Below are 13,199 nucleotides of genomic sequence, written 5' to 3' on the forward strand. Positions count from 1 at the left end.
CTCGCTAGGGGCGCTCGAAGCGTTCCCGGCGGCCCTGCTGGTGCAGCTTGAACCACTCGAGGAAACCACGCGGATCCTTGCGCTGCACCAAAAAGAACCATCCGAAGCGGGCATATTCCTGCGGTAGGAGTTTGCGCATACCGGGCTGATTCATCAGATAGCCGCGATTGCGATAGGTGAAAAAGCGCTTGCCCTCATCATCTGGGTATTGGGTGTGCATGCGCCCGCCCAAGATCGGCTTAAACTCCTCCGAACCATCGGGGTGCAGATAGGCCGTCTGCAAGCAGGTTCCGAAGCGCAGGCCCGAGCGCGCCAAGCGGCGATGATATTCCACCTCGTCGCCGCGGATGAACAGCCGCAGATCCGGCACACCGATGCGCTCGGTAGCGGTCCGCGAAATCAGCGCCCCATTAAACAGCGAGGCGATTCCCTCAAGCAGCTCCTCTTCGCCCAACTCCGAGCGGTAGCGCCGCCACTCCACCCCGCGGCGCAGCGGGAAGGCGAGCTTATCGGGCTGCTGCAGGTTGCACACCACAGGGGAGACCTCGTCGAGCCCGTGGGCCTCGGCGCAGCGCACCAAGGTGGCGAGCACCTCGGTATCCTCTGGGCGGCCATCATCATCCGCGCACCAGATAGCATCCGCGCCGAGGGCAAGGGCCGTGAGGAAGCCATAGGCGAAACCGCCCGCACCCCCAAGGTTGGTGCGGCTCGGCAGATAGACGCCACGCTCTCCGGCAACCTCCTCCACCAGCTGCCGTACCGCGTCTTCGGCGCCATTATCGACCACGATGATGTGCTCGACCGGGTGAGTCTGCGTGGCCACAATCTCGAGCGAGTGGCGCAGCAACTCAGCGCGGTGGTGGGTGACGATAACAGCGGCAATGGAATCCGTAGTGTGCAGCGGCATAGCTTTTATCTTCTCATACCGCAGCAGCGGCGGCGGCTGTGCTCGAGGCGAGCGCGGCTGCTAGTTCTGTTCCTTGGGATCATCGATATGGGCAAGCAGGCGGCGCACATGATCGGCCGCGCCCTTGCCCTCATAGGCCTCCACCACATCCGGCACCGTGCCGGCCTGCTTGATCGTGCCATGATCAATCCACAGCGCCGTATCGCAGAGCTGGGCCAAAAAGTCATTCGAGTGAGAGGCAAACACCAAGATGCCGGAGCGCTGCACCAACTCCTGGAGGCGCTTGCGCGCCTTCGCCATAAACTCTGCGTCCACCGCGCCGATGCCCTCATCCAGCAGTAGGATCTCCGGCTCGATAGAGGTGACCACACCCAGCGCGAGGCGGATGCGCATACCGGTGGAGTAAGTGCGCAGCGGCATGGCCAAATAATCACCAAGATCGGTGAAATCGGCGATCTCATCCATCTTCTTTTTCATCTGCTGGCGCGTCTGGCCCAGGAACAAGCCGCGAATGATGATGTTCTCGTAGCCGGAGATCTCCGGGTCCATGCCCACGCCCAAATCAAAGACGGGCGCCACCCGGCCGCGCACATGCGCCGAGCCACGGGTGGGCTCATAGATCCCAGAGAGCAGCCGCAGCAGCGTGGACTTACCCGCGCCATTGTGGCCCACTAGGCCGACGCGGTCGCCTTCCTGCAGATGCAGGTTAATATCGCGCAGCGCCTCCACGACCACCACATTGGAGTCATTCTTGCCAATGATGCCGCCGGCAGCGCCCAGGGCCGCCTTCTTGAGCGAGCGGGTTTTGGCGTCGAAGATCGGGAAATCAACGCAAGCATTGTAGGTATCGATAGAGACCATGGGATCGTTGTGCACCTTTATGTGGAAGTGAAAGTGGAGGGAGGCGTCGATAAGCGAAAAAGCACTACACCCAATAGCTGACGCGATAGCGCCACGTGCGCATCGCCAGCAGCGCCAGAATCAGACCGGCAGCGGTGAAGCCCAGCACCACCCACCAGTGATAAACCGGCAGCGGCGCGCCGATCAAAGGAGCGCGAATAACCTCCATGTAGTGATACAGCGGATTCAACTCTGCTAGCCGGGCACGGCCCTCAACCTGTCCGCCCTGATCCTTCAGAGTTTGGGTGGTCCACACAATCGGCGTCACATAAAACAGCAGCTGAGTCAAAGCCTCCAGCAGCGGAGAAATATCGCGGAAACGGGTGGACACAATGCCAAAGAACATAGCCACCCACACGCCGTTGAGCAGCAAGAGCACCATCGCGGGGATAGCCAGCAGCAGCTCCCAGCCCAAACTGCGCGGGAAAATCAGAATCAGAATCACCCAAATAACCAAGTTATGGGCCAAAAACAGAGTCTGCTTCCACACCAAGCGATACACATGCACCGATAGCGCCGAGGGCAGCTGCTTAATCAAACCCTCATTGGCGATGAACACCTCCGAGCCCTCGCGGATGCAGCCCGAGATGAAGTTCCACATGATCAATCCCACCGTCACATGCGGCAGGAACTCCGCCAAAGGAATGCGGAAGAGAACCGAGTAGAGCAGACCCAAGGCGAGGGCCATCACGCCCGTAGCGATCGTGATCCACAGCGGGCCCAGTACCGAGCGGCGATAGCGCTGCTTAATGTCCTGCCAGCCGAGCTGCAGCCACAGCTCGTTCTGCTGTGCACCCCGCATCAAATCCGACCACGCCGCCGCGAATGTCTGTGAACGCGAGGGCGGCGCCGTGGTCTCATCCGTGCGGGTAATCCGCTCGATCGTGGCCTCTAAGTTGCGTGATTGGCTGTCTGACACAGTAAATAACCCTATAGGGTTAGCCGCTAAAAGTGGACTAGACCGGCGGCGGGGTGGTGCGAATGTAGCGCGCTCGCTGGGGCGCGGCGCACCGGCGAGCACGGTGCGACGCGGGGGTGCATCGGAGCATCCAAGGTGTAACGCACGTGGTGTCTGCGACGCAGGAGACAGGCGAGCGCGGCACTGCGGTGGGGTTAGAGTGAACATTCTGTGAGCTAGATGCTTGCCTTGCAGGAAACCTTGGGGCGGTGGGTAAGCTGTGTACTACCGTCGGCCGGCGTGCCGTGCAATCCGGCGGGGTACCACGAGAAGTAAAGGAGCGTTCAACACACGATGGTCTTCGATGCCCCACGTGTACGTGGACTCTACGTCTCGCTGAGTGATGGTTGGATCTACCTCAACGCCCCGCAGACTCAAATACCGGAAAAGGTCTACGCCGGCCTCTCCAATGCTTTCCGCACCAGCCGCAGCATGATGCGCCCCGAGCCCACCACGGGGCACCATTCGCGTAGCTATAGCGTGGGGCGCACCGGGGCGCAGGATACCGAGGATGCGGCACGTCGAGCCGTTGCTGACCTTTTGGGCACCCGCGCCGACTGCGTGGTCTTAGGCCCCAACCGCCAAGACCTCCTCATCGCGCTGGCACGCTCTATTTCCTCGCGGCTGCGTCGGTCCGATGTGGTGCTCAGCCCAGACCCGATTTTCGAGCCCTTTGCTCGCGAGGCCAACAACACCATCTACGCCCAATACGACCTCACGCTCGGCTCCATTCCCGCCGAACAGTTCAGTGAGCTCGTCACGGGGGCCACCCGCTTGGTAGCGCTGCCTGCGGCCGATGGCCTGCTGGGCGTGGTGCACGATATCACCAGCATCGCCGAGGCTACCCACAGCCGCGCCCGCGCTTGGGTGCTGGCCGATCTCAGCGACGTGGTGCCCTATCGCTTGAGCTCTATGGATGAGCTCGGCATCGACATCGCGGTGCTGGATGTCTCCGGCATGGGCGGGCCCGATGTCTCCGCCCTTGTGTTTCGCTCCGCGAGCATGCTGGGCCGGTTGCAGCGGCCGCTGGAATTTCCCGCCGTCTCCCCGGGGCTGCTCGGCGGCGTACCGCCGATCATCGACCACTACGCAGACCTCAACGAAAACGCCAGCGGTAACCGCCGGCGTCGCCTTGAAATGGCCTTCGAGGACATGTCCAGCCACCTGAGCAAGGTGTATCACCACCTGCTCGAGTCACTCACCCTGCACGGGGTGCACATCGTGGGTGTGTCCGGTGATGCCACCGACCTCGGGGCCTTGGACTTGGATCGTATTCCGCGAATCTCCGTGGTACTGCCGAATGTTCCCGCCGCTACCGTGCAGGAGCGACTCGCCTCGAATGGCATTGCCACCGTGCTTCCGCCCGCCTCGCCGCTGCTGGACGAGATGGGTGTCACCGACGCCGGGGGTGCGGTGACCATCGGGTTGGCGCCCTATAACTCCGAATACGATATCGACCAGCTCGCTCGGGTGCTGGCCTCGCTGGCATAACCGTCCCGCTGACGTCATATAAGAAGCCTTCAGAGCAGAGAATACCCGCCGCGCAGCCGTGTTTCGTCTCGTCGCTGCGTGGCGGTGTTGTGTATATGTGGCGGCAGCGGTGCCCGCTGCGGCGCGCTCAGGATAGGTCCCTGGCAGCGCCGGCGGGTCAGGGGTGCTCTTAGGAGATCTCGAGGATGATCTTGCCGGTCATCTCGCCTTTCGCCATGATCCGGTGCGCCTCCGCGGCCTCAGTAATCGGCAGCACGGTGGAAATCTGGTGGCTGATTTCGCCGGATTCCAGCAGCGGCCACACACCCTGCTGGGTCTGGCGTACGATCTCCGCTTTGTCCTCGATGGAACGATTACGCAGGGTGGTGGCGGCGAGAGTGCCGCGCTTCGAGAGCAGCCGGCCCACATTCAGCTCGCCCTTGGGGCCACCGATCAAACCAATGATGGTCACCGTGCCATCCATGGCCAGCGCCTTCACATTGGAATCCAGGTAGGAACCGCCGACCACATCCAAGATCACATTGCACTTATTGCGCATGACCTCGGCGAAGTCCTGTTCCTTATAGTTAATAGCCACATCGGCGCCCAGCTGGGTCATCAGCTCCACCTTCTCGGCGGAACCGGCCGTGCCCGCCACCGTGCAGCCTAGGGCTTTGCCCAGCTGAATAGCGAAGGTGCCGATGCCACCGCCACCGCCATGCACTAGCAGCGTCTGGCCCTTCTCTAGATGGGCGGTCATCACAATGTTGGACCACACCGTGGTGGCCACCTCTACGATGGACGCCGCCTCGGCGAAGCTCCAACCCTCGGGGATTGGGAGCAGCTGGCCTGCCGGCACCGCGGCGTATTCGGCATAGCCGCCGCCCGCGAGCAGGGCGCACACCTTATCGCCCGCTGCGTAGTCGCTATCGCCCGGATCGGCCACCACGCCCGCAATTTCTAGGCCGAGGATCTCTGAGGCACCCTCCGGCGGCGGATAGGCGCCAGCGCGCTGTGCCAGATCGGCGCGATTAACGCCCGCGGCCTTGACCTCCACCAATACCTCGCCCGCGGCGAGGCTGGGACGCTCTACCTCATCCCACACCAGATCCGGGCGCTTGGGATTATCGGATTCAACGAGAGTGATAGCTTTCATTGTGTGTTGCTTTGTGTGTTCAGTCATAACCTCCACAGTAGGTGAACGCGGGGCGAATCGGCTAGGATGACTGGAGTCTGCGGCCCACCCGCCCCTGCGAGTGCGGTCCACGCAGGCATGGAGGCGTGGCAGAGCGGCCGAATGCACTCGCCTTGAAAGCGAGCGACCCGTGAAACGGTCCGGGGGTTCAAATCCCTCCGCCTCCGCATATGAAGATGTAGCGCGACACTGTTTCTTTCAGTGCCGCGCTACATTTTTTGGTGATACAGGCTGCGCCATGGTTGCTGACGCAGCGACCCGAGAGACTAGAGCCCCAGCTCCCGCCACACGCTCAGGAGACGATCCATTTCCGCGGCGGTGGTCACGGTAACGCGCAGCCCTTCTGGGAAGGCGCGCACCAGCACATCTTTGTCTGCCAGTGCCGACGCCACCTCGAGCGCATCATCGCGCGGAATCCACACAAAGTTCGCCTCGGAGGGCACAGCCTGCAGCTCTTCGCACACCCGCTGCCGCTGCTCCACCACCTCATCGGTGCGCTGCAGGAGCTGCGCGGATTCTGCCAACGAGGCACTGGCGGCGGCTTGGGCCACGGCATTCACGCCGAAGGGGATGGCCACCTTGTTCAGCGCCTCGATGATCTCAGGTGCGCCGAAGGCATAACCAATCCGCATGGCGGCCAAGCCATAGGCTTTTGAAAAGGTGCGCAGGGCGACGAGGTTCGGGTACTCGTGGATCGCCATGTGTCCGATAGGAGTGTCTGTGGCGCGCATGTACTCGAAGTAGGCCTCATCGAGGGCCACGATCACATCCCGCGGCACGGCCTGCATGAACTCATCAAACTCGGCGGCAGTGATGGTAGTGCCGGTGGGGTTATTCGGGTTACACACGAATACCAGGCGGGTGGAGTCAGTGATTGCCGCAGCCATGGCGGGCAGGTCGAGGCGGTGATCCTCAGTCAGCGGCACTGGCACGCCGGCGGCGTTGGCCACCTGGGCGAAAATGGGATAGGCCTCGAAGGAGCGCCACGGGAACACCACCTCTTCGCCGCGATCGCAGGCGATCTGCACCAGCTGCTGGCACAGCGCGGAGGAGCCGCAGCCCACGGCCACCTGATCTACCGTCAGGCCGAGGTGAGCGGCAAGCTGCTCTCGGATATCCAGTGCTGCCATGTCTGGATAGCGGTTCGCTTGGGAGGTGGCCTGCTCCATGGCGGTGAGCACAGCCGGCAGCGGGCCACTCGCCACTTCATTACTGGATAGCTTGAGGGCGCGCGGGTTGCGCTTGCCCGGAACATAGGCCGGCAAAGAAGCAAGATCAGGGCGAATCATGGTGCCTAACACTAGCACTCGTCGCCTCATACCCACGGTTTTTGCGCCCCCACAAATGATTGCTATTATGGCCTGAGCGCACTGCGTATGCGCGTGGAGACGTGCCAGAGCGGCCGAATGGGGCTCACTGCTAATGAGTTGCCCTCTTAACGGAGGGCCGGAGGTTCAAATCCTCTCGTCTCCGCTCTCACCTCTCTTCGGAGAGTGTGAGAATGCGCCCGTAGCTCAACGGATAGAGCATCTGACTACGGATCAGAAGGTTAGGGGTTCGAATCCCTTCGGGCGCACCACAGATAACCCCAGTTCATCGCCATGGTGAGCTGGGGTTTTCGCATGCGTGGGGTGGCCCCGCGCCCATCGGCGCCGAGTAGCACGGCAGATGACCTCCATGGGGGTCGCCCGTTGCACTCACCGCCGTCGGTGCTGAATGCCCCGCTCCGAGCGTCGATACGCTCCCCGAACTCGTCCCCGCAACAGCCATGCATGTAATACAGTTCACAATCATGAAGGATAAGCAGTGGCTCCGGGTCGCGCTTCCCGTGTTTGGGGTGGCGTGGGGAGGAAATGGCTTCACGCCGATGCTGGTGTACTACCGCGGGCAGGGGGCGTTGGCCGCCGTGGTTGTGGACCTCATGCTGGTGTATTACGCCATCGGCGTGGCGATCGGGCTCTTGGCTACCGGCCCACTATCGGATCGCTATGGTCGGCGGGCGCTGATGCTGCCCGCCCCCATCGTGGCGCTGCTGGGGTCTGTGCTCATTGCCAGCGGTGAACACACCGCCTGGCTCATGGGACTGGGGCGTTTGTGTGCTGGTAGTGCCGTGGGCATGGCCATGACGGCGGGCGGCAGCTGGATCAAGGAGCTCTCCGCCCCGCGCTTCGATCCCAGCGCCACGCCCTCCTCGGCGGCGATGCGCGTGGCGATGTCGCTCAGCGCCGGCTTCGGCCTGGGGGCGGGTGTCTCTGGGCTGATCGGGCAGTGGGCGCCGCTGCCGGGGCAGCTGCCCTTCGTCTTTCATATCCTGCTCACCCTCGCTTTCCAGCCGCTGCTCTTCGGCGTGCAGGAAACCCGCCAATCCCCGCGTCTCGGCTCCGGCCACCATAGCCGCAGCGGAGTATTTCCCCTGCGCGCTATGCTCAGCTTCCGTTTCATCTTCCTCGCCGCCGCCGTGGCGCCGTGGGTATTCGGCACTGCCTTTGTGGGCAACGCCATTCTGCCGCAGCGCTTCCAGCCGGAGATGGAGCATCCCATTGCTCTTACCGGCATGTTCATCACCATCGTGCTCATCACCGGCTTTGTGGTGCAGCGCGGCATGCCGCTGGTGCCGGCCCACCTGCGTCCCGCGCTCAGCCTGGGCGCCGTGGTGCTGTCGATGAGCACTGCGGTGTATGTGGTGGAGCACCTGAGCCTGGTGCGGGTCGCCTGTGCCTGCGTGCTGCTGGGTATCTCCTATGGCTCCTGCATGTACACCGGCCTGTCTGAGACGATTGAGGTCGCCGCACCCAATGAGCTGGGAAGTCTCTCCGGCGTGTACTACTCGCTCACCTATACCGGCATGGTTTTCCCTGCGGTGCTGACAGCGCTCTCGGGCCGTTTCGGGTATCCGCAGATGCTCGGCTTCGGCGCCGTGGTGGCGGTGGTGTTGCTCCTGCTCGCCGTGTGGGCCTCGCGCAGGGTCTATGGCGCTGGGCGGGGGTAGCGAGCGTGGGTACGTAATCGTAGGTTAGCGCGCGAAGGGGAACATCTTCGCCTTAGAGTGGGCGGTGAGTGCGGGGTAGTGCTGCGCTTATCGACGCCTCCCTCCAGCCAGGTCCCGCCCGATCGTGAGTGAACAACCTCTAAGGAGATGAGATGACACTACGCCAGAGTCTTTGTGTGCTTGCCGCCGGATCGTTGCTACTTGCTGGATGCTCCTCCGGCTCCTCGGACCGCTCCGGCTCCGAACCAACCGCCGATACCACCCCTCCCGAGACCGCCACGGTGGATGCCGCCGGCCTCGATGTGCAGGCGCATCGCGGCGGTAGGGGAGAGCACACGGAGGAATCCCTCACGGCGTTTTCCCACGCCCTTGATCTCGGGGTGGATACCCTCGAGCTGGACATCGTGATGAGCGCCGATGGTGTGCCTATGGTGTGGCACGATCCCCGCATCGAGGAGACGAAGTGCGCCGATACTGCTCCTGCTACCGCGGGCGATGAGCGCTTTCCTTATGTGGGTGCGCTCGTCCACGAGCTCAGCTACGCCCAGCTCGAGACGCTGCGCTGTGATAAGACGCTGGAGGATTTCCCAGACGCCACCCCAGCCACTGACAATAGGATCGCTCAACTCTCCGAGGTATTCGCGCTAGCCAAGGAGAAGAATCCCGAGGTCAGCTACAATATCGAGACCAAGATTGAGGCCGATAACCCCGCAGAATCCGCCCCGCCGCGCGAGTTCGTGGACGCCATTCTCGCCGCCGCCGATGAGGCGGGGCTGCGGGAGAAGATCACCATTCAGAGTTTTGACTGGTCTAGCCTCGAGATTGTGCAGGACATCGCCCCCGAGGTGCCCACGGTGGCGCTCTACGATGAGACCACTTGGACCGAGAACTCCCCTTGGCTGGGATCGGTGAGCTACGAGGACACGGACGGCGATGTGCTGGCCGCGGTGCAGCAGCTCGGGGCCGATGTGGTGAGCCCGGGTTATGCGGTGCCCTATGGGGCCACGGCTGGGGACGAAGACTACCACCCCGTGGCCACCGCCGAGTATGTGGATCGCGCCCACGAACTGGGCCTGAAGGTAATCCCCTGGACGGTGAACGACGAGCCCACGATGCGCGATCAGATCGAAGCTGGGGTAGATGGGATTATCACCGACTATCCCACACTATTGGTACAGGTGGCTCAGGATTATCGCTGGAAGCCGCAGCGAAACTAAGAGCCCCGCATCTTTTTCCCACACCCCTGTTGCCGCTGATGCGCAGGGGTTTCCTTATCGCCACCCCCACATGTGCGGATGATCCGTTGTGTCTTTGTCCACATTCCATACTCATCTGACGTTATAACCAGATACACTCTGGGGTGTATCACAGCTCTCGGGTGTCACTGATTCGATCAGGCATCACCGCGCACTGGATACTCCCATAGTGACGATCACCGCCGACTAGTCGCTGCTACTGGATCGGTGAGATTCACGACACGGGAGTTGATCCCCTTGACACACCGGAGGTGAGCAAGCATGACAGAGCTTCGTATAGCTCGTGTGCTGAGCAATAACGCTGTGGTGGTGCGCGATTCCGAGGGCCCAGCCCCCCAGTCCAAAGTGATTGTGGGGAAAGGACTTGGCTTTGGCGCATCCATTGGAGACATCATGTCTCGCGCTGAGGTCACTGCCGCCGAAAATCGGCAAGAATATGTGGAGCTCACCGCGGAGCAGGAAGAAATCCTCACCAGCCTCGGCCGTATCAACGCCGCCCAGCTGGCCGTGATTAGTGCCGCCATAGACTTAGCCGTGGATGTGCTGGGGGAATTGCATCCCTCAATCTATGTGATTCTCACCGAGCATCTCTCGGCAGCAGTCGAGCGCGTCGATCGTGGCGAGCTCATTGAAAACACCCTCGTCAACGAGATCAAAGCGGTATTCCCCGAGGCCTTTTCCGCCGCGGAAGTGGTGGTGCACTACCTCAACGCCAACCTCGACACCCGAGATCTGCCGCTTGACGAAGCCGCGTTTATTACCCTCCACCTCACCGCCGCCCGCACTGGCGACACCGTGAAAAAGCCCTTGGCCACGGCCAATGCCATTTCTCGGGCGGAGCAGCTCATTCATCGGCGGTTACACATTGCCGACACGGACGCGGGCGATGCGGTGAGCGTCGATAAGCGTGACGCAGCAGATGATTCCTTGCCCATTCGGCTCCGTTATCTCCTCACGCGGCTGCGGGAGCAGAACTATCGCAGCAATGCCCTCGCCGGCACTATTTCTCGGCAATTGCCGGAGGAATGGGAACTTGCCGAGGACGTGATACGGGATCTCGCGGGCACGGACACCTTAGATAAAAAAATTCGCGGCGAGATCGCTTTTCTCGCGGTGTATCTGCACGGATACGCACAATAAAAAACAACTATTTCCATACAAGAAGGGGTGAGTGTAGGTCATGAATAAAGTAATGACTTCACTACAGCGTCTGGGCAAGGCCCTCATGGGCGCTGTGGCCGTCCTGCCAGTGGCGGCAATTCTCATGGGCATCGGTTATTGGATCGATCCCACCGGATGGGGTGCTGACAACGCCTTCGCCTCCATCCTTATCTCCTCCGGTAGTGCCATTCTGGACAACCTGGGTCTGATCTTCGCCATCGCTATTGCTTTTGGCTTGGCCAAGGACTCCAATGGTGCTGCGGCGCTCTCCGGCTTCATCGGCTTCGCTACGCTCACTAAGTTGCTGGGCGAGGACGCCGTGGCTGGCTACCGTGGCATCGGCGATCCTGAGGAACTGACCGGCCAGGCTGCCCGCGACTGGGCTGCTGAGGGCTGGGCTGCCGTGGGCAGCAAGAACGTACTCTTCGGCATCGTCATCGGTGTGCTCGCCGCCTGGGTGTACAACCGATTCAGCGGGGTGAAGCTGCCCGACTTCCTAGCCTTCTTCTCTGGCCGCCGACTGGTGCCGATTCTCACCTCCTTCTTCTCGATCATTCTCTCCGGCATCTTCTACTTCGTGTGGCCGATAATTTACGGAGTGCTGTTCAACTTCGGTACCTGGATTCAGGGCCTCGGAGCCGGCGGTGCGGGCGTGTACGGCTTCTTCAACCGTCTGCTCATCCCCACCGGCCTGCACCACGCACTGAACTCCATCTTCTGGTTCGATGTGATCGGTATTGATGACATCGGTAAGTTCCAGGGTGGCGCGTCCACCATCGCGGACGCTTCTGCAGCCACCGACGCCGCCACCTGCCCCGGTATCTGGGACGGCAGCACCTGTGAGGTCGTGGGCGTGATCGGTCAGTACCAGGCCGGCTTCTTCCCGATCATGATGTTCGGTCTGCCCGGTGCGGCACTGGCTATCTACCTGCGCGCCGAGGGCAAGCGCCGCAAGGTTGTCGGCTCGCTGATGCTGGCTGGCGCTCTGGCCGCCTTCTTCACCGGTGTGACCGAGCCGCTCGAGTTCTCCTTCATGTTCGTCGCCCCGGTGCTCTACGTGGTGCACGCTCTGCTCACCGGTATCTCCCTAGCGATTGCTGCTACTTTCCACTGGACTGCAGGCTTCGGATTCTCTGCCGGTTTCGTGGACATGGTGCTCTCTGCCCGCAACCCGCTGGCAAACCAGTGGTGGATGCTGCTCCTGCTCGGCGTGGTCTACTTCGCCCTGTACTTCGTGATCTTCTACTTCTTGATCGGTGCCTTCAACATGTCCACCCCGGGCCGCGGTAAAGACGCCGAGTCAGACAACGATGAGGACGAGGACTCCGGCGATGATGACACTCGTGCCACCGCTGCGAAGATCATCACCGCTCTCGGCGGTGCCGAGAACATCGACTCCCTTGATTACTGCGCCACCCGCCTGCGCGTGGTGGTCAAGGACGGCGCCAAGTTCGAAGAGGCCAAGCTGCCGCAGAACAAGGTGCTCGGTGTGATCAAGCCGTCCAAGAACTCAGTGCAGATCATCATCGGTCCTCAGGTGCAGTTCGTCTACGACGAAGTGGTGCGCCAAACCCCGAGCAGCGTCAGCGCCATTGGGGAAGCCGAGGAATAACCCTTCCGAGCCACCTGCACAGCAGGCCATGGGATGAGTGAGGTCGCGGTGTGTGCTGCGGCCTCACCACGGGATTAGACTCGCTAGTGGCGTGCGGGGCTGTGTTCCCGTACGCGATGCGAGTAGAAGAATATTTAAGGAGAAACAATGTTCGGATTCGGCAAGAAAACCAAGGTCCACGCTCCCTGCGAGGGCGAGGTATGCGCGATGTCCGAGGTAGATGACCCCGTATTCGCTGATGGCATGATGGGCCAAGGTTTTGCGCTCAAGCCTGTCGGCGGAGTGCTCGAGGTAACCGCGCCTATCGACGGCACCCTCGTGACGGTCTTTCCCACCGGTCACGCCTTCGCCCTCAAGAGCGATAAGGGCCTCGAAGTGCTCGTGCACGTGGGCATTGACACCGTGAATATGAAGGGCCGCGGCTTCGAGCGCCTCGTGGAAAAAGGCCAGAGCGTGAGCCAAGGAACCCCGATCGTGCGGGTGGACTTTAGCGAGATCGAGAAGGAAGGTCTCTCCACGATCATCCCCGTGGTGTTCACCAATAAGAAGCAAGTCAAGGACGCTGAGGTACACACGGCACAGGCCGCCACCCCGGCCGATGTGGCCTGCGAGGTGTCCATGAATTAGGGCATGGTCCCGCGCACCCGCGCCACCTCCAGTGGAGGACGGGGCCGGACGTCGCCTGCGCACTGCAGCAGCGGCGGCCGGCCCCTTTTCTTTAATGAACCGTCTGACATTCACACCACGGGGA

Annotated in this window: 11 protein-coding genes and 3 tRNA genes; 9 read left to right on the top strand and 5 right to left on the bottom strand. The window is 61.9% G+C overall.

Annotated elements, in window-relative coordinates; genetic code table 11:
• Window positions 1-4: 4 nt before the first annotated feature.
• The 3 genes from GBB18_RS09765 to GBB18_RS09775 all read right to left on the bottom strand — a co-directional run bounded on the left by GBB18_RS09765 (window position 5) and on the right by GBB18_RS09775 (window position 2,726).
• Entirely contained in the window at window positions 5-907 is a 903-nt protein-coding gene (locus GBB18_RS09765; protein ID WP_151641542.1) for a glycosyltransferase, read from the bottom strand.
• 60 nt (window positions 908-967) lie between these two features.
• A complete protein-coding gene (locus tag GBB18_RS09770) occupies window positions 968-1,768 on the bottom strand; it encodes an ABC transporter ATP-binding protein (RefSeq protein WP_151641543.1) in 801 nt (266 codons plus the stop codon).
• A gap of 64 nt (window positions 1,769-1,832) precedes the next feature.
• Window positions 1,833-2,726: an ABC transporter permease gene (locus tag GBB18_RS09775; RefSeq protein ID WP_151641544.1), complete on the bottom strand. Its 894-nt coding sequence runs from the start codon at window positions 2,724-2,726 to the stop codon at window positions 1,833-1,835.
• 333 nt (window positions 2,727-3,059) lie between these two features.
• Between GBB18_RS09775 and GBB18_RS09780 the strand changes: the two genes are divergently transcribed.
• Window positions 3,060-4,256 carry an aminotransferase class V-fold PLP-dependent enzyme gene (locus tag GBB18_RS09780; protein ID WP_151641545.1) on the top strand — a complete coding sequence of 399 codons (1,197 nt, stop codon included), beginning with the start codon at window positions 3,060-3,062 and terminating at the stop codon, window positions 4,254-4,256.
• 169 nt (window positions 4,257-4,425) lie between these two features.
• Here GBB18_RS09780 and GBB18_RS09785 read toward each other — a convergent pair whose 3' ends face one another.
• Window positions 4,426-5,391 (bottom strand): NAD(P)H-quinone oxidoreductase, encoded by a 966-nt coding sequence (locus GBB18_RS09785; protein ID WP_151641567.1) that lies wholly within the window; start codon window positions 5,389-5,391, stop codon window positions 4,426-4,428.
• Between the two features lie 119 nt (window positions 5,392-5,510).
• On the opposite strand from GBB18_RS09785, the gene GBB18_RS09790 reads away from it, so the two are divergent.
• Window positions 5,511-5,597: transfer RNA gene (locus tag GBB18_RS09790), tRNA-Ser, on the top strand.
• Between the two features lie 99 nt (window positions 5,598-5,696).
• On the opposite strand, the gene hisC is transcribed toward GBB18_RS09790, so the two are convergent.
• On the bottom strand, window positions 5,697-6,719 hold the full coding sequence (gene hisC, locus GBB18_RS09795; protein ID WP_151641546.1) for a histidinol-phosphate transaminase: 1,023 nt from the start codon (window positions 6,717-6,719) through the stop codon (window positions 5,697-5,699).
• A 95-nt stretch (window positions 6,720-6,814) separates the two neighbouring features.
• Here hisC and GBB18_RS09800 point away from each other — a divergent pair.
• The 7 genes from GBB18_RS09800 to GBB18_RS09830 all read left to right on the top strand — a co-directional run bounded on the left by GBB18_RS09800 (window position 6,815) and on the right by GBB18_RS09830 (window position 13,075).
• A tRNA-Ser gene (locus GBB18_RS09800) sits at window positions 6,815-6,903 on the top strand.
• A 30-nt stretch (window positions 6,904-6,933) separates the two neighbouring features.
• Window positions 6,934-7,009, top strand: a tRNA-Arg gene (locus GBB18_RS09805).
• Between the two features lie 213 nt (window positions 7,010-7,222).
• Entirely contained in the window at window positions 7,223-8,419 is a 1,197-nt protein-coding gene (locus GBB18_RS09810) for an MFS transporter (protein ID WP_225990282.1), read from the top strand.
• 152 nt (window positions 8,420-8,571) lie between these two features.
• Window positions 8,572-9,636, top strand: a complete 1,065-nt coding sequence (locus GBB18_RS09815; protein ID WP_151641548.1) for a glycerophosphodiester phosphodiesterase family protein — start codon at window positions 8,572-8,574, stop codon at window positions 9,634-9,636.
• Between the two features lie 300 nt (window positions 9,637-9,936).
• Window positions 9,937-10,815: a PRD domain-containing protein gene (locus tag GBB18_RS09820; RefSeq protein WP_151641549.1), complete on the top strand. Its 879-nt coding sequence runs from the start codon at window positions 9,937-9,939 to the stop codon at window positions 10,813-10,815.
• 40 nt (window positions 10,816-10,855) lie between these two features.
• Window positions 10,856-12,448, top strand: coding sequence for an N-acetylglucosamine-specific PTS transporter subunit IIBC (gene nagE, locus GBB18_RS09825; RefSeq protein WP_151641550.1), 1,593 nt, complete (start codon window positions 10,856-10,858; stop codon window positions 12,446-12,448).
• A gap of 147 nt (window positions 12,449-12,595) precedes the next feature.
• A complete protein-coding gene (locus GBB18_RS09830) occupies window positions 12,596-13,075 on the top strand; it encodes a PTS glucose transporter subunit IIA (protein WP_151530393.1) in 480 nt (159 codons plus the stop codon).
• Window positions 13,076-13,199 lie beyond the last annotated feature (124 nt).

Origin of the sequence: Corynebacterium sp. 11A, from assembly GCF_008930935.1 — a bacterium.
Taxonomy (GTDB): domain Bacteria; phylum Actinomycetota; class Actinomycetes; order Mycobacteriales; family Mycobacteriaceae; genus Corynebacterium; species Corynebacterium megadyptis.